The sequence below is a fragment of the Natronomonas sp. CBA1123 genome (assembly GCF_009741925.1).
In the GTDB taxonomy this organism is placed as follows: Archaea; Halobacteriota; Halobacteria; order Halobacteriales; family Haloarculaceae; genus Natronomonas.
This window is the reverse complement of sequence record NZ_WPCC01000001.1, coordinates 82,065-106,878: the sequence shown is the minus strand read 5'-3', so window position 1 is coordinate 106,878 and position 24,814 is coordinate 82,065. Positions and strand designations below refer to the sequence as shown.

The 24,814-nt window shown below is 59.2% G+C and carries 17 protein-coding genes, 1 tRNA gene and 2 pseudogenes; 13 read left to right on the top strand and 7 right to left on the bottom strand.

Going from position 1 to position 24,814, the window contains the following annotated elements; all coding sequences use genetic code 11:
* The first annotated feature begins 23 nt into the window (after positions 1 to 23).
* Together GJ631_RS00530 and GJ631_RS00525 are read left to right on the top strand one after the other, a co-directional pair.
* On the top strand, positions 24 to 287 hold the full coding sequence (locus tag GJ631_RS00530) for an AbrB/MazE/SpoVT family DNA-binding domain-containing protein (RefSeq protein WP_156707267.1): 264 nt from the start codon (positions 24 to 26) through the stop codon (positions 285 to 287).
* A gap of 42 nt (positions 288 to 329) precedes the next feature.
* Positions 330 to 1,700, top strand: a complete 1,371-nt coding sequence (locus GJ631_RS00525) for a restriction endonuclease (RefSeq protein WP_156707266.1) — start codon at positions 330 to 332, stop codon at positions 1,698 to 1,700.
* A gap of 78 nt (positions 1,701 to 1,778) precedes the next feature.
* Here GJ631_RS00525 and GJ631_RS00520 read toward each other — a convergent pair whose 3' ends face one another.
* The 3 genes from GJ631_RS00520 to aglF all read right to left on the bottom strand — a co-directional run bounded on the left by GJ631_RS00520 (position 1,779) and on the right by aglF (position 5,414).
* Entirely contained in the window at positions 1,779 to 3,410 is a 1,632-nt protein-coding gene (locus GJ631_RS00520) for a vWA domain-containing protein (RefSeq protein ID WP_156707265.1), read from the bottom strand.
* A gap of 219 nt (positions 3,411 to 3,629) precedes the next feature.
* A complete protein-coding gene (locus GJ631_RS00515; RefSeq protein WP_156707264.1) occupies positions 3,630 to 4,619 on the bottom strand; it encodes a GDP-mannose 4,6-dehydratase in 990 nt (329 codons plus the stop codon).
* Between the two features lie 42 nt (positions 4,620 to 4,661).
* Positions 4,662 to 5,414: a UTP--glucose-1-phosphate uridylyltransferase AglF gene (aglF, locus tag GJ631_RS00510; protein WP_156707263.1), complete on the bottom strand. Its 753-nt coding sequence runs from the start codon at positions 5,412 to 5,414 to the stop codon at positions 4,662 to 4,664.
* A 406-nt stretch (positions 5,415 to 5,820) separates the two neighbouring features.
* Here aglF and GJ631_RS19310 point away from each other — a divergent pair.
* From GJ631_RS19310 to GJ631_RS00485, 6 genes and pseudogenes are all read left to right on the top strand, one after another.
* Positions 5,821 to 5,913 (top strand): annotated as a pseudogene (locus GJ631_RS19310) (surface glycoprotein); the annotation flags it as partial.
* 324 nt (positions 5,914 to 6,237) lie between these two features.
* Positions 6,238 to 9,045 (top strand): BGTF surface domain-containing protein, encoded by a 2,808-nt coding sequence (locus GJ631_RS19305; protein WP_197424703.1) that lies wholly within the window; start codon positions 6,238 to 6,240, stop codon positions 9,043 to 9,045.
* 139 nt (positions 9,046 to 9,184) lie between these two features.
* Entirely contained in the window at positions 9,185 to 10,102 is a 918-nt protein-coding gene (gene aglG, locus GJ631_RS00500) for a glucosyl-dolichyl phosphate glucuronosyltransferase (protein WP_156707261.1), read from the top strand.
* 55 nt (positions 10,103 to 10,157) lie between these two features.
* A complete protein-coding gene (locus GJ631_RS00495) occupies positions 10,158 to 11,429 on the top strand; it encodes a nucleotide sugar dehydrogenase (RefSeq protein ID WP_156707260.1) in 1,272 nt (423 codons plus the stop codon).
* A gap of 51 nt (positions 11,430 to 11,480) precedes the next feature.
* A complete protein-coding gene (locus GJ631_RS00490; RefSeq protein ID WP_156707259.1) occupies positions 11,481 to 12,425 on the top strand; it encodes an SDR family oxidoreductase in 945 nt (314 codons plus the stop codon).
* Positions 12,412 to 13,665: a glycosyltransferase family 4 protein gene (locus tag GJ631_RS00485; protein ID WP_156707258.1), complete on the top strand. Its 1,254-nt coding sequence runs from the start codon at positions 12,412 to 12,414 to the stop codon at positions 13,663 to 13,665. The genes GJ631_RS00490 and GJ631_RS00485 overlap by 14 nt, the downstream gene beginning before the upstream one ends.
* An 8-nt stretch (positions 13,666 to 13,673) precedes the next feature.
* Here GJ631_RS00485 and GJ631_RS00480 read toward each other — a convergent pair whose 3' ends face one another.
* Both GJ631_RS00480 and GJ631_RS00475 read right to left on the bottom strand, forming a co-directional pair.
* Positions 13,674 to 15,122, bottom strand: a complete 1,449-nt coding sequence (locus tag GJ631_RS00480; RefSeq protein ID WP_156707257.1) for a polysaccharide biosynthesis C-terminal domain-containing protein — start codon at positions 15,120 to 15,122, stop codon at positions 13,674 to 13,676.
* 32 nt (positions 15,123 to 15,154) lie between these two features.
* On the bottom strand, positions 15,155 to 16,552 hold the full coding sequence (locus GJ631_RS00475; RefSeq protein WP_156707256.1) for a sulfatase: 1,398 nt from the start codon (positions 16,550 to 16,552) through the stop codon (positions 15,155 to 15,157).
* 171 nt (positions 16,553 to 16,723) lie between these two features.
* Here GJ631_RS00475 and GJ631_RS00470 point away from each other — a divergent pair, with 171 nt between their 5' ends.
* Positions 16,724 to 18,133, top strand: coding sequence for a sulfatase-like hydrolase/transferase (locus GJ631_RS00470; protein ID WP_156707255.1), 1,410 nt, complete (start codon positions 16,724 to 16,726; stop codon positions 18,131 to 18,133).
* A gap of 47 nt (positions 18,134 to 18,180) precedes the next feature.
* Here the strand turns inward: GJ631_RS00470 and GJ631_RS00465 are convergent, their stop codons facing one another.
* Positions 18,181 to 19,074, bottom strand: coding sequence for a DUF3267 domain-containing protein (locus GJ631_RS00465; protein ID WP_156707254.1), 894 nt, complete (start codon positions 19,072 to 19,074; stop codon positions 18,181 to 18,183).
* Between the two features lie 95 nt (positions 19,075 to 19,169).
* Between GJ631_RS00465 and aglM the strand changes: the two are divergent.
* Positions 19,170 to 20,469, top strand: a pseudogene (aglM, locus tag GJ631_RS00460) (UDP-glucose 6-dehydrogenase AglM).
* Here aglM and GJ631_RS00455 read toward each other — a convergent pair.
* Entirely contained in the window at positions 20,470 to 22,740 is a 2,271-nt protein-coding gene (locus GJ631_RS00455) for an STT3 domain-containing protein (protein WP_156707253.1), read from the bottom strand.
* Between the two features lie 90 nt (positions 22,741 to 22,830).
* Between GJ631_RS00455 and trmY the strand changes: the two genes are divergently transcribed.
* The 3 genes from trmY to GJ631_RS00440 all read left to right on the top strand — a co-directional run bounded on the left by trmY (position 22,831) and on the right by GJ631_RS00440 (position 24,368).
* Positions 22,831 to 23,424, top strand: coding sequence for a tRNA (pseudouridine(54)-N(1))-methyltransferase TrmY (gene trmY, locus GJ631_RS00450; RefSeq protein ID WP_156707252.1), 594 nt, complete (start codon positions 22,831 to 22,833; stop codon positions 23,422 to 23,424).
* 58 nt (positions 23,425 to 23,482) lie between these two features.
* Positions 23,483 to 24,244 carry a hypothetical protein gene (locus GJ631_RS00445; RefSeq protein WP_231753829.1) on the top strand — a complete coding sequence of 254 codons (762 nt, stop codon included), beginning with the start codon at positions 23,483 to 23,485 and terminating at the stop codon, positions 24,242 to 24,244.
* Between the two features lie 51 nt (positions 24,245 to 24,295).
* Positions 24,296 to 24,368, top strand: a tRNA-Pro gene (locus tag GJ631_RS00440).
* The last annotated feature ends 446 nt before the right edge of the window (positions 24,369 to 24,814 follow it).

Genomic DNA, 24,814 nt, shown 5'->3' with positions numbered 1-24,814 from the left:
CACGAGGGAAACGTGAAGTGACAATGACAAAGGTTCTGCTTGACGAGGAGGGTCGAATCCAGCTCCCGGAAGACGTTCGAGATCAGTACGGCGAGGAGTACCGAATCGTCCAGCGACCCCAATACGTCGCACTCATTCCGATAGATGAAGACCCACTCGAAGGCGTACATGAGGCTGTCGGGGACGCTTTTGAGGGTGTGAGCAGCGAAGAGCTATCGAATCAAGCCATCTCCACAGCGAAAGCCGATATCGAATCCGGAATAGCGGACCAAGACTCCGAAGAGTAGCCAACGTATATACCGACGCCACGAGACACTCGTCGTATCCCGATGGCAGTGCTGGACGAGCTCTCCGGCTACGAGTTCGAGGACCTCATGGAGGACGTCTTCCGAAACCTCGGTTACGAAAACGTTCGGCAAGCGGCTCGGAGCGCCGACGAGGGCCGCGACATCCTGATGGAAGAAGTCGTCGACGGTACTCGGCGGGCAGTGGTCGTCGAATGCAAACACACCGGCTCGGTCGGCCGTCCGGTCGTCCAGAAACTCCACTCGGCCATCGCCACCTACGACTACGACGGCCCGAAACGCGGGATGGTCGTCACGACTGGCCGGTTCAGCGGGCCCGCCGAGGAGTACGCCCAACGTCTCCGCAGCAACGACGACCCCTATATGATCGAACTCGTCGACGGGACGGATTTACGTGATATCGCCGACGACATCGGTCTCGATTTGTACAACGGCCGCATCGAAATCCTCTGTTCGGAATCGCTCCGGCCGTACGAACGCCCCGGCACTATCGACGCTCCGGTCAGGACGGCGTTTCGGGACATCGACAACATCGACTCCGACGAGGTTCCGTCCCCGCGTGCGAGCGTGACGTTCAACCCGATCGTGACGATTACCGCCGAGGTCAACGCCGTCTTCGAAACGTCGGTCGGCGTCATCCACCGCATCGACGACCGCTCTCGGTTCGTCGCCTACGCTGGCCGCGGCCAGCCGGAGATCACGAACAGCACTGTCCGAACGCTGGTCACCGAGAACCGCCACGCGACCATCGACCTCGAAGAGCGACGCGCGGACCTACGCGAGGTGTTCGACGACATCGAGGAAGGCCGCTTCGGGCAGACCCAAACCGAGTACAAGGAGTGGGCGGTCGACCGGCTCCAAACACGGCATACGACGACGGTCACCTACACCGGCGACAACAACGTCACCTACAACAAGACCTGCGACCCGAGGCAATCCGACATCTCCATCCAGTCCATCGATCCGGTGTATCTGCCACAAGTCCGAATGACGGTCACGCTACAATCCTATTCCTACCCCTACGAGTACTACGCTGCGGGGCCCTCGCGGGCTACTATCGAAGACGGGATTCATCGCTGTGTGCATTGTGACACGGCTGGCGGCGACGGGCAGTACACCTACTGTGCCAATTGCGGCAGCATCAACTGTGGTGACCACATCGAAACCGAACGTCTCGAAGGCTCGCCGGTCTGTACCGGCTGTGCCGTGACCGAACGCTTCGCGTTCAAGACGAAATACTTCTACGACAGCGAGAACCTCGAAGCGTTCCGGGCTGAGTACGACGCGATGCCCCTCCACGAGAAAGCGATGGAGAACAAGCCGCTCGTCGTCGGAACGCTGGTGGCGATTTTTCTGACAGTCGTCGTGACTGCTGGGTCGGTCGGGTTGATTTGACGACCCCTTGACTCTCGTTTGGATCTCACGTGAAATTTCAACAGAAAACGGTTCAAACCAGTCCGTCTCGAAGCAGCTTCAGTTCGAGGGGCCAGTGATGACGGTGACGTTCACTCGCTGGTCGTTGACCCACCACGTTTCGCTCATTCGTTCGGTGCTCGCGCGCTCGGTCGTGTTCGTTTGACCGAGGTCATAGGTGTTGTCGGGTGGAGACGGAGCCTGGGTGCTGTGTCGCACTGCCACCGACTCGTCTGAACCAACAGCAACCATCCGGAGTGCACCCAGCTCCCCGTGTTCTGGGGCGACGTTGACTGTGACCATCCGTGATTCGTTGGCGTTGTTGTAGACGACGCCCGTCACGTCGTAGGACTCGTTCGGTTCGACGGCCCCCGGTGTGGCGTAGGCGTCGATACCTACCTGCGAGTCGTTTTCGTCGAGTACCGATACGTTCCCGAGCGTGGTGTTCTCGACTGCCCATATCTGATTGGTTCCAGAGGCGTTCGCGTCAGCGGTGGCCTCGTGGGTTACCGTCTTCGTTTCGCCCGATGCGAGATAGACCGTCTCGTTGGCGACATGGGTCGTGTTGTTCGCGTCTTCGCCTGCAGCGAATGGCACGGTCGCATAGCCTGAGTGGTTGCCGGTATTCTCGACGGTTACCGACACGTCATAGTTCTCCCCAGGCATGACAACCGACCGTTTCACCGATCTCTCGATGACTGCAACGTTCTCGTCGGCCAGCTGACGATCAATAACCGTCACGCGGTCAAGGGTGCGGTGATTGATTCGGAGCCGATATTCGTCAGGTTTAGTGTACGATATGGGCGCTCTGAAGGTGTGGCTCTCCCCGGGATCCAACTCGACTCGTTTACTGTAGAGGCTCTGGTCGATATCGGTAATCAGTGCGTGGTACGTGCCGTCAGTCGAGCCGACGTTTTCCACGACGACTTTTGTGGTAAACGTCTCGTTGGTGTAGACTGTGTTGCTGCTGACCGATTTCTCAATAATGTCGAAATCTGGGTAGGACTGTCTCGGTGCCGTCGTCTGTTCGGAGTCGTCGGTTGTTCCATCGCTGGCTTCCTCTTCGATGACTGCCGCAACGTCAGTGAACGACTCAGTATCGAAGTTCGACCAGTGGCCACACTCAACCTCCTCGGTGTAGGTGTTGAGATCATTGTAGTCACGGTCGCTATCGGGCGAAAACGCCACGAGACACGCGTTTTCGTCGTCGATGCGCTGGAGCGCTCGCTCCTTTACCGCGGTGTTGTTATTCGCGCCGTCGTCGTCCTCGTTGGTGATGACGACGACGATTTTCTGGGCGTCGTCACGGTATTCCATATCCAGCGCCGTGAGAATCCCGTGTGAGGCGTTCTCCATGTTGCCGCTGGTCTCGAAGTTGAGCGATTCCTTCAGCTCTCCGGTATCACTCGTCAGCGGCTGGCGAACCTCGGTGTTCCAGTCTTCTTCGTAGGTCACGAGTCCGTAGCGGGCGTCGATGCCTTTGGATTCGAACTCGTCGGCGACGTTCCCGATGTCATCTTGGAGGGCCTCTCTGTGGGGGTCCATGCTGTCGGTTTTGTCAAAGACGAACACGATGTCGGCGCTGTCGGACTGTGCAGTTGCCGTGCCGGCGAGGGCAACTGTCGACAAGAGGCTCACGACGAGCAGCGTCGCGAAAACAACCGCAACCCCTCTTCTGCGATTGGGAGTCATCGCTAATTACCCTCCGGGCGTGTGCGTTCGATTGGCGATGCTGAGGTCGTGTCGTCGTCGCGCGTTGGCGTGAGGTCGTACATGTCCATGCGCTCTCGGCCGTCCGAGAGTTGGGCTAAGCTTTCACAACCAACCGCTTAGATAGAGACTCGTTAAAACAAGTTATAGATCAACAAAAACGGGTTAGAGAGAGTGTACGCTGGTCTCTGAACGCCTATCTCACGAGGACAACACGAGCGGCTCGTACCACTCGCGGTTCGCCTCGTACCATTCGATGAACTTCGCGACGCCCTCTCGAATCGTATGTGAGGGGTCGTACGTGAGCAGGTCTTCGGCCTTCGACGTGTCGGCGTGGGTATGCTCGGCGTCGGCATCGTAGCGCGTGGCGTACTCCAACTCCAAGTCGGGTGCCAGTTGGTCCCGAATCTCTTCGGCCAGCGTCCGAATCTTGATGTTGTCTGTCGAGCCGATGTTGACCGCTTCGCCGTCGGCGGCGTCGGTCGACAGCAGCGTCCGATTCGCCTCAATAACGTCATCGATGAACGTGAAGTCCCGTGTCTGGGTACCGTCGCCGTAGACGACCGGCGGCTCGCCGTTCAAACACCGCGAGACGAAATTCGATATGGCCATGTTCGGGCGCATTCGCGGGCCGTAGACGGTAAAGTACCGCAACGCGACGGTCGGCAGGTCATACACTTCGTAATACGCGCACGCGTAACGCTCGGCGGCGAGTTTCGAGGCGCCGTACGGTGAGACGGGGAGTGTCGGATCGGTTTCGGAGAAGGGGACGTACTCCTCGCGACCGCCATACACCGATGACGACGACGCCATCACGAACCGCTCGATATCCGACTCACGGGCCGCATCTAGGAGGTTCAACGTCCCGTCGACGTTCACCTCGTCGTACTCGCGTGGCGCTTCGACGCTCGGTCGAACACCGGCCTTTGCCGCCTGATGATAGATGTAGTCGGCGTCGGTGACGAGGTCAGTGACGAGGTCCTCGTCCCGAACGTCGCCCTCGACGAACTCGTAGGCGACGCCTTCGCGATCGGCGGTCTCGTGGTGGACATCGAGGGTGTGTTCTTTGATACCCAAATCGTAGAACGGGTCCATCACGTCGAGGACGGTCACGTCGTGGCCGTCCTCGAGGAAGGCTTCCGCGAGGTGGCCGCCGATGAAACCGGCACCGCCCGTAACGAGTACGTGCATGCATGCCCTCGCGTGGGCGTCAACAAAAAGCCGGTCGAAACGTTACTCCGAGGTCGCGACTGCCTCGTCGGTCTCTGGATCGTACCCCTCTTGTAATCGAGTTTCGGCCTTCTCGCGATCCTCGGGATAGCCAATGTCCATCCGCCAGCCGTCCAACCGAATAGCATCGATGGTTCGACCGCTCTGTAAGAGCAGGTTGATAGCGTCGGTAATCTCGTACTCGCCGCGGTCGGAGGGCTGGACGAGATGGCAGGCGTGGAAGATGGCCGGGGTGAAAGTGTAGAACCCGGTCATCACGAGATTCGTCGGCGGGTCGTCGGGTTTTTCGACGACTTCGGTGATTTCGCCGTAGTCGTTGGTGTCACAGACGCCGTAGCGGGAGGCCTCCTCGTATGGCACTTCCTCGACGAGGAAGGCGGCGTCGGCGCGGTCCTCGCGTTGGCGGCGGACTACGTCGTCGAGGTTTGCCTCGAAGATGTTGTCGCCCAAAATGAGCATGAAGTCGTCATCGACGTGGTCTTCGACGGTTAGTACTGCGTGGGCGAGTCCCTTCGGCTCGCGCTGGTGGGTGTACGTAATCGGAACACCGTCGTATTCGTCGCCATAGAAGTCGATGATTTTCTCCTTCTTGTAGCCAACAACGACGAGCAGCTCGTCTGCGCCCAACTCGACAACGCGGTCGAAGCAGTGACTCAAAATCGGCCGGCCGTCGACTTCGACGAGCGCCTTCGGCTTCTCCTCGGTGAGCGGTCGCAACCGGGTTCCTTCACCGGCCGCGAGTACGACAGCTTGCATACTCACGCGTGTGCCACCGCGCGATAAATGCTTTCGGCTCTATCTCAGCTATCAACGTGGATGCGCGACAGGGAGTGTACAGAATGCTAACTCGTTTATATATGAACGACAGTCGTCAGACGGGTGTGTTACAATATACCAAATGGGCTGTAACCGCTGATTTCGGGGGCGTCATACGTTGTCACGACCCTCTCGACCCCACAAAGCATTTATACCAAGGAAGAGTGGTTTGGAGCGTACCCCTACCCATGACGGTGTCGCTGTACCCACACGATGACTCGGTGTCGTCAGCCCTCGACGCGTTGGACGCCTCGGCGGGCGTTACGAACGGCTCGAGTGCATCTGTGGCGTCTGGGACGCTGTCGATGTGGTGCGATGCAGTGCGGTTGCAGTTCGAAAGCAAACCATGACAGACACAAATCAAAAACTGCGTGCGGTACTTCTCGCCGCGCTGATGGTCCTGTGGGTCTTCGCAGGAACCGTCGCGCTCGCGGGCGGTGCTGCCGCGCAGTCGTCTTCAAGTCCCCAAGAGTCTACCGCCAACGTTCAGGCGGGCGGTGCTCCGGGGAACTTGGTAGTTGGACAGAATTCAGAAACACAGGACATCAATGGCATTGAGGTCACTGAGTCCGACGGGTTCCAGGATGGCACCGCTTACGTGTACATCCGCGTAACTAACCTGCGTGACCAGAACGTCGACCTCGACTCGCTCAGCCAAGGTAGCTACGATGCTACCGTTACGACGGCTCCGAGCGGGTACGATGGTAGCGCAAGTCCGAGCACGGCATCCAGCTCGCCCAACTCCAATTCGGGCGAAACTGTCGTGACGACGCGAGTTACCGGACTGCCGGAGTCCGGTGCCGCTACCTTCACGCTCGACCTCACGCTGAGCGACATCGATACCACGAACGCGAACATCATTTCGGGTGTCGACTACGCTGTCGGCGCTACTGAGGGCTCGACGAAAGACCCCTACCTGGACGGTCAGAATGACGCTGTAAGCTCCTCCACGCCGGAGAGCATGCAGACGCAAACTTTCGACATTAACTCCGCGTCCAGCGACGGTGGCTACTCGGACGAACCATCGACTGACGCGCCGTATGTCGACGGTGACCTTGCATTCCAAGGTCAGAACCTCCGCTTCGAGGCAACGTCGAACCCGTCTGAGAACAATTACCGCCTTCGTAACTACGACCCGACCTCCGCACAACCGGTCGGATCGGTTGTCATCTCGCCGACCTTCACCCGTACGGGTGACGGCAGTTGGGTCGCTTCGATCGACACCTCGAACCTCGAAGGTTCCTACACGCTGACGAAGAACGGTAATTCGGAAGCTCAGATGGTCGACACCGACGAGCAAGGTACCGAAACCAGCATCGGTGGTGGCGACAGTGGGAGTGCGCAAGCCATCGACGTTCTTGTCCAGGACCTGACGGTCAACCTCAGTGACGAGGACGAAACGCTCCGCGTCGGTGACTCGACTTCCGTTGAGTTCGACTCGCCGGCCCGGAACGGCTACACCGTCAACATCACCGAGGAGAACGGTAATCTCTCCGGTGACGACCTCTCGCGCATCTTCGGCGATGCCACAGAGATTGACGAAGACACCGCACAGATTAGTGGCCTCGACAGCGAGGACGAGAAGTCGCTGACGTTCAACGAGGATGTCGTTGACGCTGAGGACTACGAGTTCAACTTCGACGTCGTCGACACGACGGCTGAAGACAGCGTTAGTGTCAGCCTCGAAAAGGAAGTCGACGCTGGCGCCGACTTCGACCAGGCCCAGTTCGTCCAGAACCGCGGTGACCTCGCCGAGATTAACATCACGGCGGAAGGTGACCTCGACAACGAAGATGCCGAATTCGACCTCATCATCGGTAACATTGATGAGGTCGGCTACCAGGCTAACGTCACCGTCTCGCCGAACGAGACGGGTCAGGTGTCGCTGCTCTTCAACACCTACCAGGCTGGCCAAGACCAGATCGGTAGTGTTAACCTGGACTCCCAGTACGGTGAGAGTCTCGTCGTTGCTCAGGAAGGTGAAGTAGTTGCGGTCCACCAGGGCACGGAAGACGGTACGACCCTCGATGAGGTTGTGGAGGCCGACTCCTACGATCTCATCGCTCAGGAACACACCAACAGCATTGACGACCTTGAATCGGGTGCCGAGGAATACGACCTCGGTGTCCTGACGCTGGGCGAGCGGTCCACGGATAACATCACCATCCACACCGCGCCCGGCAACGACTTCAGTGACTTCGACAACGTCGACACGATTCTGGCCGGCATTGAAGCCGGTAACGTCACTGAATCTGATGAAATCGCCATCGCCGAGGACGCAACCGACCGCTCCTCGCAGCGCCGTGGCGACGTCATCATCCACCAGCTCGAAGTGAGCGGTATCTTCGGTGCACTTCCGGTTAACCCAACCGTGCAGGATATCGTGGATAGTAACGCCTTCACGCTGCAGATTGAACAGCAGAACCCGGACACCAACCGGGACTCCTACAACCTTGATGCGGACGCAACGGACGTCGAGAGTGCGTTCCACTTGGTCCGTGACGACACGAACAACACCATCTACATCGTCGCAGACTCGGATCAGCTCCGATTCGAGCGAGGCGGTTCGGGTGACCAGATCCCGCAAACCGAAGACGAGTACGAGGTTCAGTTCAACGTCACGACATCCTACCTCAGTCAGTTCACTGAGGAGAGTCTCGACAGCCCCGACGACGACGAGTCGGTGAACGACACCTTCGAATTCGTCGACCGAGAGGCGACCTTCGACACGGTTGACGAGGAAGTCCGTGTCCAGGCTGCCGACAACCAGACCATCTCTGGTACGACGACCATCGCGCCCGGTACGGAAATCAACGTCCGTGCCCGCGCGACGGCCGACGAAGGTGGCGAAGCGTTCCTCAAGAGCGCGGACGCGAACGTGACCGCAAACGGCACGTTCGAGGCCGAGTTCACCGGTGAGGACTCCTTCGGCACCGTCAGCAACCCGCCGCAGAACTTCACGGCATCCATCATCCAGCAGTCCTTCGAGGACAACGCTGAGACGGACGGCCGTGTCGTTGAAGGCGACTACGCTGAAGTCGAAATCTCCAACCAGACGTCTGACGGCACGACCGTTACCGTCGACCGCGTGTACGTTCCGGACGGTGGCTTCGTCACCATCCACGACGGCACGCTCCTCGACGGTGCGACGTTCGACAGTGTCCGAGGCACGTCTGACTACCTCGAGTCCGGCGAAAACACGGATGTCGAAGTCACTCTCGACACGCCGTACGAAGGCGACAATGGCACGGTCATCGCCATGCCGCACGAGGACTCGAACGACAACGAAGAATACGACTTCGTCTCCAGCGAAGGTGAGGACGACGCTCCGTACCTCAACGCTGACGGCGAAATCGTCCTCGACTCCGCGACGCTGACGGTCGACACGTCGACGCCGACGCCGACGGCGACCCCGACGGCAACGCCGGAGTCCACGCCGACCGCAACCGCAGAGCAGACTGACGAGCCGACGGAAACCGAATCCGAGGATCAGCCCGGCTTCGGTGCCGTCATCGCTCTGATCGCGCTCCTCGGCGCAGCACTGCTGGCTGCCCGACGGAACGCGTTCTAACTGACTGAATCGAGCGGTTCGATTCAGTTCCGCGGTTTCCATTTTTTCGAACGCTACACTCCCAGTGGCGACACAGCCGTACCTCCGTAGAGCTACCGAGACACAACGCTTATTCGGCATTCGTGGGTAACCTCGGCCGATGAAGGTCTCGGTTGTCATCTGTACGTACACCGAAGAGATGTACGAACACTTCGAGGATGCCCTCGAGAGCGTCCGCGAACAGACGTACGATGACATCGAGATCGTCGTCGTCGTCGACGGCAACGAGCCGCTGTACGAACGAATCCAGAACGACTACGGCGACGACGAGGAACTGGTACTCCACTGCAACGAAGAGAACGTCGGGCTCTCCGCGAGCCGCAACAACGCCCTCGAACTCGTCTCCGGTGACGTGGTCGCACTCATCGACGACGACGCCATCGCCGACGAACAGTGGATTGAGGAACTCGTCTCCGTTTACGAGTCAACTGATGCCATTGCCGCTGGTGGGAAGATGACACCGCTGTGGGTGGCCGGCAAACCCGAGTTTCTGCCCGAGGAGTTCTACTGGCTCGTCGGCGTGACCCACCGCGGCTTCGCCGAACCCGGCGAGGAGGTGCGAAACACTTTCGGGTCGAACATCTCCTTCAACACGGAGGTACTGAAGGAGCTAGGCGGCTTCGAGTCACAGGTCGGCCGACAGGGCGAAAAGAACCTCCAGGCTCACGAGACAGAGTTCTGCGCCCGGATGCGCGAGGAGTATGGCCGCGGCGTCGTCTACAATCCCGACGCGAAAGTCGGCCACAAGGTCTTCGAGTGGCGCACCGACAAACGGTGGCTGCTGGAGCGGTCGTTTTGGCAGGGCTACTCCAAGCGGGCGATGGAGACACTCGTTTCCGAGGAATCCAGCGAAGAGGAGTCGGACTTCCTCAAACAACTCGTCTTCGAGTTCGTCCCCTCCCGGTTGAAAGGCCTGCTCACGGACCCAAGCGGCACGAAAGCCAAACAGCTCGTGACGCTGTTCCTGCTGACGGCGACGGTCGGTGTCGGCTACCTCTACGGCCTGTTGAAGTGGTAGAGTATTCGCATCCCAAGCGATGCCCTGAAAGCCCCCACGCTCCTGAACTACGCCAATGAGTACTCAGACGCAGGTCGGCATCATCGGGTTGGGCTATGTTGGCCTCCCGCTGGCGCTGGCGATGCATCGGGCCGGCCACGAGGTGGTCGGTGTCGACGTTAACCCCGATACCGTCGAACACCTCCGAAACGGTGATTCGACTGTCAGCGACGTGAGCGACGCCGAAGTCACAGATGCCGTCGCCGAAGGTATCACGTTCACGACCGACTACGCGGCGCTGAGCGATGTCGATGGTGTTTCCATCTGTGTCCCGACGCCGCTCCGGAAGACCGATACTCCAGATCTTTCCTTTGTCGTCGATGCGGCAGAGCGCTTGGCGGGCGTGATTCCGGACGGCTGTACAGTCATTCTCGAAAGCACTGTCTATCCCGGTGCGACCGAGGAGGTGGTCGGCGACGCACTCACCGAAAATGGCGCGATTGTCGGCGAAGATGTATATCTCGCCTTCTCCCCGGAGCGTATCGACCCTGGCAACAAGGAGTACGGCCCAACAGACATTCCGAAAGTGCTCGGCGGTGTCACGCCGGCTTGTGGCGACCACGCCGAGGCACTGTATACCCCCGTCTTCGACGAGGTCGTCCGCGTCGAATCGGCGACGGAGGCCGAACTCGTCAAACTGCTGGAGAACACCTTCCGGGCGGTCAACATCGGTCTCATCAACGAACTCGCACAGGTAGCTCACGAACTCGACGTTGACATCTGGAATGCCATCGACGCCGCCGAGACCAAACCGTTCGGCTTCATGCCGTTCTATCCTGGGCCCGGGTTGGGTGGCCACTGCATCCCTATCGACCCATTTTATCTCTCTTGGAAGGCCAACGAACAGGGCATCGATACGCGATTTATCCACCTCGCGGATACGGTCAACCGCGAGATGCCCGACCACGTCGTCCAACGCGTCGTCGAGCAGCTCAACGACCGCGGCGTGGCGCTCTCGACAGCTGACATCCTCGTCATTGGTGCGGCCTACAAACCGGATGTCTCGGACACACGGGAGTCACCGGCCGTCGACATCGTTCTCAAACTCGAAGAGTGGAACGCTGCCGTCGACTACCACGACCCTCACGTTCCGACGCTTGCCGTCGACGACGAAACCTACGAGTCGGTCCCGCTGACTGACGAACGACTCGAGGCGGCCGACTGTGCTATCATTGTTACCGACCACTCCGCACTCGATATCGAGCGCATCGTCGATCGCTCCGCGTTGGTGTTCGACACCCGCAACGTGACCGCCGACCTCGATGCCGACAACGTCGTCAGACTCTGATTTCTCAGTTAGAGTCGACACGTTCAACCGCCCACCACGAGGAGCACCGATATGCCGACTGCACTCGTCACCGGCGCCGCTGGCTTCATTGGATCAAGCCTCGCGGACGCCCTACTGGACCGTGGCTACACCGTCCGTGGGATGGATAACTTCGAAACCGGTCGCAAAGTGGCCCTTGAGCAGTTAAAAGGCCGCGAGGACTTCACCTTCGAGGAAGCCGACATCCGTGATGCAGACGCTATGGCTGCCCTCTCAGACGGTGTCGATTACGTCTTCCATCAAGCGGCGGTCCCCTCGGTGCCACGGAGCGTCGATGACCCCGTGACGACAACCGACGCTAACTGTACTGGCACAGCGACCGTATTAGATGCGGCACGAAAGAACGACGTGGATTCGGTCGTCGTGGCCTCTTCGTCGTCGGTGTACGGCTCCAGCGAGGAACTGCCGAAAGTCGAAACGATGGAGTCCAATCCCGAGTCGCCGTATGCCCTCTCGAAGTACTTCACGGAGAAACTCGCGCTCCAGTGTAGCGACCTCTACGACATCGACACAGCCGCGCTTCGCTACTTCAATATTTTTGGCCCCCGACAGGACCCCAACGGCGAGTACGCCGCAGTCATCCCGAAATTCATCGATTTGATGCTCAGCGGCGAACAGCCCGTCATCTACGGCGATGGCGAGCAGTCACGGGATTTCACCTACATCGACAACGCGATTCAGGCAAACATCTTAGCCGCCGAATCCGACGTAACCGGTGAGGCGTTCAACGTCGGCACGGGAGGTCGCGTCACCGTCAACGAACTAGTCGAGATCCTGAACGATCTACTCGGGACGGATATCGACCCTGTTCACGATGACCCACGTCCCGGGGACGTACGGCATTCTCATGCGGATATCTCTAAGGCCAGAGAACTACTCGGCTACGAGCCACACATCGGGTTCGAAAAGGGACTAGAGAATACCCTCGAATACTATCGAGACGATGGCCGACGATAATCTCCCATCGATACTACTGGTTTCGTTTCGATATCCACCAGAAACCGGCGCAGCAGCAACCCGATTAGAGGCCTTGACAACTCGATGGGCCAGTCTTGGGCACGACGTGACCGTTCTCACGACCACGCCCGACTATCCGGATGGCGAAGTCTACGATGGGTATCACAACGAGTGGCTGCGACGAGAGCAACACGATGGTGTTACTGTGGTCACAACGAAGTCCCTTCCTGCGTCACCTTCAGACCATCTCCTCCGAAGAGCTATCAAATATCTCTGGTTTACAACGATTGCGGTACTTGTGGGTACCTTCTGGCTAAATAAACGTGATATCGTACTTGCGACATCCCCCCAACCCTTCGCCGGTCTTGCAGGGTTCACGATTGCGCGCCTTCGCCGTGTTCCATTCGTCTTCGAGATTCGTGATCTGTGGCCCGAAAGCTTGGTTGCCATGGGAGAAGTGGACAACACAGCAGTAATCTCCGTGTTAGGGACGATTTCCAATTTCCTCTATACCCATGCAGACCGAGTCAGTGTCGTTGCCCCCGGTATGAAAGAAACGGTCGTTGAAGCCGGGGCCGACCCGGACGACGTTTGGCTGCACACCAATGGTATCGATCATACCTTTTTCGCCCGAGAGAATGCAGGAGGTATCGACGAGACAGAGCTGTTCGAGGACAACTTCGTTCTGTCGTACATCGGTACGGTTGGAAAAGCACAGGGACTCGACGTTGTTCTGGATGTCGCAGAGCAGTTGCAAGCCACAGACAAGTACGACGATATCCTGTTCGCCTTCATCGGCTTTGGGAGTCGATACAATGACCTCGCACAGCGCGCCGAGGCACGGAATCTTGACAACATAGCCTTCTTGGGACGCCGTCCGATGTCCGAGGTTCCGAACTACCTGCACCACTCCGATGCCGCATTTATCCACACCGAGTCGGAAGAGGCATTCGAGACGATGATTCCGATGAAACTCTACGAAGCGCTCGGTGCCGGATTACCGGTCGTCCTGGGGGCAAGTGGTGATGCTGTCGAGATACTGTCGCGGGCGGATGCTGGCATAGCTGCGACACCCGGCGACGCAGACGCGATTCTCGAAGCAGTCAAAGAGTTGCGGGAAAACCCCGGAAAACGGCAGGCATTCAGCGAGAACGGACGGCGCTATGTGGTCGAAAACCACTCTTGGGACGCCATTGCCGAAGCGTACAGTGATAAAATCCGATGTTTGGTCGAAGGGTAGTGAGTTTGTCAGCGCAACCTTTGGGGTATCCGCACCGGACTATTGGCGACGACAGTTGAACGGAATTCAGTCGACAACCCATAAAGGGTGACGAAATACACGCCCGCGCCAACGCTGACGAGTGTAAGCAACACGATGATATTGTACCCGAATTCAATCGCTTCGAACGCCCGCAGTCCAGCCGTAACGATGCCGGCCATCAGACCAGCAGCGAGAAATTGTCGTACGATTTCGCCGTGCGGAATCGAAAACGACAGCAGCGCTCGCAGTACGAAGAACGACACTACCATCCCGAATCCGGCCGAGATTGCGGTCGCGATGGCTGCGCCGACATAGCCTATCGCAGCGATGAGTACGACGTTCAATACGACGTTGGCAGCGATGAACAATAAATTAATCCGGAACGCGAGGTCCGGACGGTCAACCGCGTTCAGGGCGTTCATCAACTGTTTCTGGTAGCCGTACAGCAGGCTTGCGAAAACGAGTATCCACAATACGGTTGCACCCTGTGTGAACTCTGGGCCGTATACGCGAAGCAACCGTTCACCGAGTATCAGACTCCCGAATAATCCGGGGATAACGATGAGGCCACCGTACGTAAGGGAATCATTGACGAGTTTCGAGACGATTTGACGGCTATCTTCGGCATCAGCCTTACTGAGCTCCGGGAATACGGCGCTGCTGACCGCCGTATCGAACAGCGTCAGGAACGTGGCGATACTCCAGGCGACCGAGTAGACCCCGACCAGTGCCGACGGAACGAAGACACCCAGGACCAATACGTCCACGTCGTCAAACGACTTGTTCTTGAGGCCGCTAAGCCACGAAAAGCGTGCGTATTCGAACAGGCTCTCGAAGTGCTCTCGCCGCGGCCGCGCTATCTCCGACGAAACGAAGTACAGCCCGACGATTCCGACGAGCAACCCACCGGCTGCGTGACCGATGAGGAGCCCCGTCAACTCGAAGCCGAGGACGACCAAGCCGAGTTTCGTGAGACTCTGCCCGCTGATTTTCACCGGCGTCAGAAGTCCGCTGATGTGGACCTTCTGTTCGCCGCTCAGGATGTCTCTCGTGAACTCTGAGATTACTTGTACGGCGAGAAGACCGGCCACGAAACTTGCGACCGGGCGGCCCACGTACGCGTCAACGTAATCACCGAGTAGTATGACGGTGCTGACGATAGCTACTGTAACAGCGCCAACGATGAGGAGACTTGCAGTCAGGTATTCTCCCGAATCCGTCCCCTCGCTCATCCGTTTCTTCATCGCGGCACCCACACCCACGACGCCCGCCCCACTCGGAACCGTTAGCCAAGTCACCAACGCTAGTGCCAGCGCAAAATAGCCCAAAACCTCTGCTCCGAGAACGCGCGCAAAATAGATGGTCGCGAGAAAGCCAATCGCTGACCCACCTAGTTTTGAGATAAAAACGATAAACGAGGTTTGACCGATCCTCATAGGTAGGGGAAAGCGGGTTTCATTACGGAAAGTTATTCCTTGTATCCAAGATCTTGAAGTCGCTGTTGGACTTCGTCACCCATCTCGACAGCAGCGGCGTCCGGTTCTGTGCTCTCAACGAATTCGATGTGGGTATCGATAACGCTGCGTAGTTCATCTCTCACCCCTGGATGGTCGTCGACAACGTTGACGGCATCTGCGTTCTCTACCGCGTACAACTCTTCCTCGGCAGCATCCGTCTGGGCATCGTAGCAGGTGCCGTTTTCGCGATACACGTAGGTCCATTCCCTATCGCGGTACGCGAAGTTCCGATCACCCGTTTCGTTGTCTTCCCACTCCGCAATGACGTGGTCACGTTCCCACTCTTCGCCTGCCTGTAAGCGCCGGAGACTGGTTCCAATGTAGGTTTCGGGTTGCGTTGTCCCAGCGTATTCTACGAGAGTCGGGGCAACGTCCACGAGGCCGACGACTTCGTCGTAGCTATCTCCCTCCGTGTCTGCATCGATGAACAGGGGGACGTGGATGTACTCGTCGAGGAATTTCGGCATGTGGTGGCTGTATCCTCCATGATCGCCGAGTTCTTCGCCGTGGTCGGAGGTGAACGCCGTAACGACATCCCCCCATGTCGACTCCGCCGCCGTTATCAGACGACCGACTTCGGCATCCATATGCCGGATTTCGGCATCGTAGAGATCGATGATTTTCTGTCGGTCTTCGGCCCCGAGGTCGCCGAGTTCATCCAACATCCGACGGCGGAGCTTGACCGATTCACGGTCGCTAATAACCTCACCACGTATCGCACGCTGGTGTTCCTCCGGTGGCAAATAGGGGTGGTGAACGTCCATATAATGGACCCATAGATACGCCGGTTCCGCGGGATTACTTTCGATCCACTCGATAGCGAGGTCAGTTAGGGTTTCAGCATCGACGAACGGTGACCCCACCTCGACACCCATGGTGCGTTCGCTCGCTTTGAATGCTTTAAACAACAGCTGATACAGAAGGCCGTCATCGTCGAGATTATCTTTGACGAACTGGCGTGCCTTCGCCGGGAGCGATTTATCCTCGATCGAATCGAAGTACTCGTCGAAACCGCGGTTGTAATTGAACTCTTCGGAGAGATACGGGTTCGAATGGAAGCCTGCTGTAGCGTAGCCGGCTTCATCGAGCACTTCAGAAATGAGCGTCCGGTTATCCGAGAGGCGCTTGCCACCGCCGTACATCGTGGAGTACGTCGAAGTGAGGATTGCAGGGAACGAATAGGGCGTTTGGCAAGCGTGAGAAAAGGCGTTTGAGTACGTTTGTGCTTCGTCGGCTCTCTCATCGAGGACGGGAGTCGTATCACGGTCGTAGCCGTGCCACCCGACGTGGTCTGCCCTGAGAGAGTCGACGGTGACAAACAGAATACTCGGTGGGGAATCACTCGCCATGGCTATCTACGGGATTGTAACGGGTTTAACGATTTTCGTTCCCAGTAGCACCGCAAAATAGCATCGAATGATGTCGCGACTGCCGACTTACTGCAGCACGCCCATATACGACCGGGCAACTTTCGACATCAATAGCTTCATATCTCTGACTGGACCAGTTACCCCAAGTGCATGAGTCGCCCGAACGTTCTACTTGTCATCTTAGACAGTGTGAGGGCAAAGAATACGAGCTTACACGACTATCCAATCGAGACGACACCCACTCTGGATTCGCTCGCAAACGTAGCGACCCACTACGAACAGGCCCGGTCGCCTGGTATCCACAGTATCGCGAGCCATGCGAGTCTCTTCTCTGGGTATGAAGTCGAAGAACACCAGATATTCGAGCACGAAACGAAACTCGACCCAGCGGCGAGTATCTGGCCAGAACTGGCCGAGTCGGGGTATCGGACGGGACTCTTTACAGCGAACGCCGTCGTGGCGCAAGCATCGAACCTCGCAGACCACTTCCAACATACTGAGGGCCCACAGCGGTGGACGCCTTTGGATACCGGCTTAGACCCTGCTGACCTCGAAGGCGAAGTCCCGATAACCAGATTCCTGCGAGAGGCCCTCCGTCATGACAGACCACTCCACTCTCTGATCAATGGGGTCGGCTGCCAGCTCCGCGACCACGCGGATAACGACCCAGAGGCAGAACGAGCAGCCACCTACGTTTCGGAGTTCTTCGATTGGGTAGATCAAGATACCGAGCCGTGGGCAGCATGTCTGAACCTGATGGATGCTCACTATCCCTATGTCGCCCAACCGGAATTCAGACTGCATGACGACGACCAGCTCCGAGCACTGTCGGACTACTTCGAAGGGGCAATCTCACAGCAGGTCCTCTCAGATGGTAGTTGGTGGGCGCTTGCTGCGCTCGAAGACCTATACGACGAATGCATTAGACAGGCCGATGATGGTGTACAGCAGCTTCTAGGCGGCCTCAAGGACCGTGGCCAGTACGATGACACATTAATCGTCGTGACGAGCGACCATGGGGAAGCCTTTGGCGAGTATAGTCAGGTTTCACCATCAGTTCGGCTCTGTGACCACAGTTGGGGAATTCACGAGGTGCAAACCCACGTTCCACTCGTGGTGAAACACCCGGGCCAAGTAGAATCCGAACAGATTAGTGAAGTGGCTACCCTGTCGGCGTTTCCTGATGTCGTTCGCGAGACAATCGATGGTGGAAAACGCTCGTTTGTTCCAGAATCCGGACCGGTAATCGCCTCTACCTATCGGGTACCAGCACCTGGAGATATGCTTCCCGAAACGGTTGATCGAGACCACTATGTTGGTCCGTGGCGGGCGGTTTACGAGAACGACTCTTCAGGTGTCGTCAAACGAGCGACGCACGGTGACGATGGTGCAACTATCACCATTCGTTCCGCCCAAGACCAGTCTGTTACGTCGCGTGAGTATCCTGACGAGGTACCTGCCGTTTTCAATTCACTCGACGACGCGAACGTTCATATAGGAACGAAGGACACAGATGATGAAATCGAAGATCGGTTGGAGGCCCTCGGATATATGCGGTAACTTGCTGACGGGTTTGTGAAATGCCTCGTCAGGGAACGTATAGTTAATCACGAGGAGTCTTGCTGCCGTCCCCGTGAACGCATGAACGCATACATCAACCCGACAACCGGCGCAACGACGAGTCCCAACGGCCCGACACTGTAGGCGAAGCCGTCGGCGCTCGTCTCGTAGGCGAAGAGGAACAGCGGCGAGTTCGGAATGCCGAGTCGTATCGACCCTACTCCGGTCACTCCCAACACCAACGGCACGACGATGCCGACGATCAGCACGGCAAGTGCGGCCGCTCCAGTGCCTAGGAGTACGTCCCAGACCACTCGAAGAGGCGAGGGATTGCTTGATGACGGTGCCTCTTCGGGCCGACCGTACACCGCCAGTCCAGTTCGCGTGTCGAGGACCGACACCGTCGAGGGATAGCCAAGCAGCGTCAGCGCCATCCACACGTCGCCGACGGCGCCACCGACGTTCGCCGCCAGCGGGACGGCCAGCCACGGCAACTCCAGGCCGACCATTACCGGTGTGCCGAGCAGCGTCAACACGACCAATGGGGCGAGCGTGATGACGAGGAACTGATTTCGCGTGAATCGATCCTCAGCCGTCGCGTAGGCGTACGGGAACACGAAGTACGCGAGGCCGACGCTGTATCGCGGCCGCCCGCCGTACAGTCGCATCGCCAGCCCGTGGACCAGTTCGTGCGGGACGATGATGCCGAACACCAAGGCGAGAAACGCGAGAATCGACAAGCCAGCGTTCCACCAGCCGGCGTCGCTTCCGATACCGAACGCGAAGGCTGTGCTGTCGCCCGTCGCGAGGTAGTAGACGCCGACGAAGCCGAACAGTCCAGCGATGAACCCCATCGTGGAGACGGCCGTCCACTGCAACGCCAGGGACCGTGACAGCGTGTACTCGGCGAGTACGTTTTCGAAGGACTCGGAGGTCGACATAGTCCGTTGACCACGGCTAGCGGAGTAAGTATGGGGGTCGCCCGACCGTCGGCGGAAGCCGAAGCCTCAAACCCTCCCGCCCGCTACCGGGAGTCATGAACGTAAGCGTCGTCGGGAGCGGCTACGTCGGAACCACGCTGTCGGCGTGTCTGGCCGACCTCGGCCACGATGTCACCGCTATCGACGTCGACGAGGAGACGGTCGAACGACTCAACGCTGGTGAAACGACCATCCACGAACCCGGACTCGACCCGCTGGTCTCGGCGTACGCCGGCTCGCGCCTCAAAACGACCACCGACCACGCGGCCGCTGCTGACACTGATCTCACTTTCCTCGCCGTCGGGACGCCCGCTACCGAGGACGGCTCTATCGACCCAAGCGGTCTCCTTGCGGCCGCCGAAGATGTCGGTGAAGCAATCGCCGACAAAGACGGCTATCATCTCGTCGTCGTCAAATCGACGGTTCTCCCCGACGTTATCGAAGACGAACTCGTCCCGGCAATCGAACGCGCCTCTGGGAAAACCGACGGCGAGGGCTTCGGCGTCGCGGTCAACCCTGAGTTCCTGCGTGAGGGCAGCGCCGTCGACGACTTCATGGACCCCGACCGAATCGTCATCGGCACCGAGGGCGATGCACGGGCACTCCAGCTGCTCGCTGAGTTGTACGAGCCGCTCATCACCGACTGGGACGTACCAACTGTCGAAACCGGGCGTCGGGAGGCGGCGATGATAAAGTACGCCAGCAACGCCTTCCTCGCGGCGAAAGTGAGCCTCATCAACGACCTCGGCAACGTCTGCAAGGAGTTCGGCGTCGACACTTACGCTGTCGCCGACGCGATGGGGATGGATGACCGCATCGGCGAGCGGTTCCTCAACTCGGGGGTAGGATGGGGGGGGGGGTAGCTGCTTCCCGAAAGACACCGCCGCACTCGCCGCGGCAGCCCGTGATAACGACTACACGCCGGCGATGATAGAGGCCGCAATCGAGGTCAACGACGGCCAACCAGAGCGCCTGCTCGAACTGCTCGACTCTCACGTCGATAGCGGGGGCAAACGCATCGCTATCCTCGGGTTGGCGTTCAAGGCCGGCACGGACGACATCCGTGGCTCCCGTGCCAAGCCGGTCATCGAAGGGCTGCAAGACCGCGACGCCGATATCGTCGCCTATGACCCACTGGCCAACGAGTCGATGGCCGAACAGTACCCCGACATCGAATACGCCGATTCGGCGGCCGAAGCCCTCGATGACGCCCACGGCGTGGCTGTTGTCACCGACTGGCCCGAATTCACCGACCTCGACGAGGAGTTCGACGCGATGGCCAACCCCGTCGTCGTCGACGGTCGGCGTATCATCAGTCGCCGGGAGGGGCTCACCTATGAAGGACTGACGTGGTAATCACGGCTGGACTGTCTCACCGCTTCTGACGGCTCTCTCGGAGATTGTCACGCTCTCAGTTTCGGTCCCGTCGATGTCGTATTCGCCGGGATAGGCGACGGTGACGTTGTACCTCCCAGACGCATCGGCGGTCGTCTGTCGTTCGTAAGTGAACGACGCCCCCTCGATAGAGACGTTGGTCGTCAGAGTGAGTGTCGCATTCGGTGTTGTGGTACCACTGACGGTCGCGCCGTCGACGACTCGAACGATGACGTTTCCATTGCGGTCGTACAGCGCTCGATACGTTCCGAGTCCGGAAACGCCGTCCCCGCGACTCCCGTAGCGTTCGTGGAGTCGGCTGTACATCGATCCTCGCGGCGGGTCGTCAGCGGGTTCGATGACGATGTAGATGTCTTCGCGCGATTGAATTTCTGCCGCTCTTGCGGGGTCCGTCGACGCGAGGAACGGGAGATACGTCCGGTCGGCGTAGCCGTACGACGCTGCCTGTCCGTTGACGTGGTAGTTGTACATCCGGTTCCAAGACCACGGACTCAAAACGTAGTTATCGGGGTACTCATGACCCGTCTCAGCGGCGTGGCTGTCGATGAAAGTGGCCGCTTGATAGCGGTCATCATCGATGGTGAGTCCCTGAATCAACAGCGGGCCCTGTGCCGCTGCGAGGCCCCCAACGAAAATGAAGAGGACGGCTACGACACCGAGTGTCCTGGTGTCGGGAACCGACAGGTCTGCCCGAACACCGCCGTCGAACGGTGACACGTCATCGAGGGCGTCGACGACGCCGGCGATGTGGACGATGCCGGTACCCGCGAAGACGGCGGCGAAGGCGGCGAACTCGCCGGCGAACCGTGCCTGTACTGCGGCGAGGGCCAACAGCGTCCAAAAGTACGACACCGCGACGAGCCACGCTCGGTCGCCGCGAAGCGCTGCCGCAGTCGCAACCGCGGCGTACAGCAGCGCGAACAGCAACAACAATCCGAAGTGCAGCAGCCAGCCATAGGTCTGTCCGAACAGGGACAGCGCCTCAGTGATGCCTTCAGTTCCGAAGAGCCGACCCACCTGGGCCGTGATGGTGGTCCACGCGCCCGGGGCGAGTGTCCGGACTGCGAGGGCCGACCCCAGTGTGACAGCGACGCCGCCAGCTGCAAGCCCCCATGCGGGCAACTCAGCCCGACGCCATGCCTCACTGGCGCCGACGACAGCAACAATACCGGTGGTCAACCCCACCGACACCAGCGCCGTCAAGAGTTCGTGCCAGCCGAAGACGGCATGGAAGCCGAGCACGACGAGACTCGCGGCACCTGCTCCGGCGGCTACCGCCGCGCCGCGGGGGAGGAACGTGCGGTTCTCGTGGACCGACAGCACTCCGGCAGCGGCGACGGCGATGGCGATGGGGAGTAAGAGCAATACACCGGCGACCCACGACAGCACCTGACCGGCGATACCGATGGTGAACAAACTGACACTCACAGCAGTTGGCCGGTCGATGGCGATTCGGTCCCGCGTCAGGATGCTAATCAGCCCCATCGCGGCAATCGGGAGCCACACGTAGTCGAAGGCGTGGTGGTCGATGAACCCAAGCGCGGTTCGGGCGGCGTGGGCGGGAGTGACTGCCAGACAGAATGCCGCCGCCAGCGCGATGCGTCGGTCGTCGGTGACCGATAGCGCCAACAGGTACGTCAATGCGACCGTGACGGCACCCGCGAGAACTGGCAACCATGCCAATACCACGTCGACGCCGACGAGGGCCCCGATTGTCTGAGCGAACAGCATCATGATGAGGAACGTCAGCGGTTCACCGTCCTGAAGCGGCCCCGGAATGTCGCTCAGTGACCATCCCGATTCGATGGCCGCATGCACGTAGTGGGCATAACTGTAAGGGTCGTTTGCAAGAAAGACGACCTGTTGGCGGAAGACGGCCTCGTAATGTAACGAACGGATGAGAACGGCCACCGCCACGGCTGCAAGGAGGCCGGCAGCGGCCACGACGTCGATGGAGGGGAACTCGAAGTCGATGCTTTCCTCATCGCCGTCGTCGTCGACACGCTCACCGCGCAATAACGCATCGACCGCATCGGGGTCTTCGATGTGGTACTCGTCGCCCATCGACTCGACGATGTCTTTACCGACTAACTCACCGAATGCGCCCGAATCGATGGGCACGTCCTCGAAATCCCAGGTCTCGTTCTCGCGATCGACCGCCCGCACGGCTTCGAGGGCGGATTCGAGATCTGGGCGGTCATCGAGTAACTCACGCACCTCGCGGGCGTCCATAGATACACTCGTCTGACAACCCCGAGGCGATAAAGTCACCGTCCTCTACCGAAGCGCGAGGCATTTATTATCAGCCCACGCAGCAACCCTATGCGTCAATTCGTTGTCCTCGGCCACGACGCACCGACGATTCCTGACTTCTCACTCGAAGACCTGCCCGGTGCCGGCCGCCTCGACGTGCTGTGTCGGTGTATCAACAGTGCGTTCTTTCTCTCACACGCACTCCGCGAGGACGTTCGGGTCCATCTCGTCTTGGCCGACGAGTACGTCGTCCGCTTCGAGGGCGCGGAACTGCGGCGGCTCAACCCTGACGAGCGCTCGACGGCAGCATTGATTCGCGGCGCGCTCGACGCCCGTGAGGGTGCCATTGGCGCGATGGAGGCCAACCCCTCTCCCGGTGTCTACATCGGGAAAGGCGATTTCGAGTCGACCGTCCGCTCTGTCACCGAGGAAAGTACGCTCGTCGAACTCCATGAGGACGGCAAACCGGTCGTCGACCTCGACCCGCCAAGTGACCCAGCCTTTGTCCTCTCGGACCACCACGACTTCACCGACAGCGAAGCCGCGCTCCTCGCCGAGGCGGCCGAAGAACGCGTCTCGATCGGTCCAGAGGCTCTCCACGCCGACCACGCCATCACAGTCGCACACAACTATCTCGATACCGACGGGTTCGATATATACTGACCTCTATCCCCGGTCTCAGACGGGGATTTAAGTTAACTGCCGTTAAAATCGAGCGCGTATGTCCCTCCAAATCGGTGACGCGCTCGGCGACGGTATTCGCCGGTCGCTCACGTACAGCGGTGGCGTCCTGATGGTACTGACGTTCGTGTATCAACTGTTGTTCCTCGGATCGGTCAACGCGGTGTTTGCTGACATCCTCCCGCCGGAGGCCCAGCAGTCCGGGCAATTGGCTTTCGCACTCCCGGTTCCTGCGGCCGTCGCCAGTGTCATCGCGGTCGCCGGGCTGGCCTTCGGGGTTGTCCTTTACATCGCGGCAACGCGGGCGCTGACCCGCGAACAATCCGAGTTGAACTCCCTGCCTGGCGAGCTGTTCACTCGACGAATGGGCCGGGCATTCATCTCATCCATCGGTGCCAACATCATCGTCACCATCGCGGTCACTCTCGGGTTCATCCTGCTGTTCGTCCCCGGTATCTTCCTCGCGATTAGCTTCATTTTCGTCATCTTCGCCATCGGCGTCGAGGACGAACGTGCCATCGACAGCCTGAGCCGCAGTTGGGAACTCGCCAGCGGCAACCGCTGGGGCCTGTTCGCGCTCGGTCTCATCGTCGGCGTCGTCACGGCGGTTGGAAGCAGTATCGGCTCTGTGGCCTCCTTCGTCAGCCCCGTCGCCGGACAAATCCTGAGCCTCGCGCTCACGTCAGTGTTCTCCATCGTCGGCTACGGCATTCTCGCCGACGCCTATCTGCAGGTTCGTGGCGAGAAGCCGGGTCGTGGCGGCGGGACTGCAGAGCCGAGTACGGATCCCGAGGCGCTCTGAAGCGAGTCGCATCACAAGTCTTAAAATCGGTGCCGGCTTCCTATCGAGTGCGGGCCGGTGGGGTAGCTTGGTATCCTTCGGCCTTCGGGTGGCCGTAACCACGATTCAAATTCGTGCCGGCCCATTGCCCGCTTCCGCTTTTCGGTACCCTACGTAACAGGAGCAATATCTTTTCGGAGGTCGACTTTTGCTCGGTTAAGCACCGTCTCTTTTGGCCATCGAACTGCTTAGCGAATCAGTGCGATAATGAACTAACACTGTCCTCCTGCACGTATTTGACGTGGCGTCACTTTGTGAGAACGGGCCGGGTGTTTTATGCGTGTTCCAGCAGTAGGTGTTGATGCACCGCGGGGAGATTCCATGCCCTAAGTCGGTGTGCGCCCACTGCCGGGTGCGGTCAGCGTCACACCCACAGCCCCAGCCGCCGGGGCTGTTCTTGTGACTTTTCGAAGTGCTATGCTAACACCGCGTAGTCTGTGGGTTTCACCGGGGCAACTCACGGCTTGAGTCGGCTTGCATCTTTATTACAGATGGCTATGATTGGATAGGATAAGCGTACTCTACCCGCAG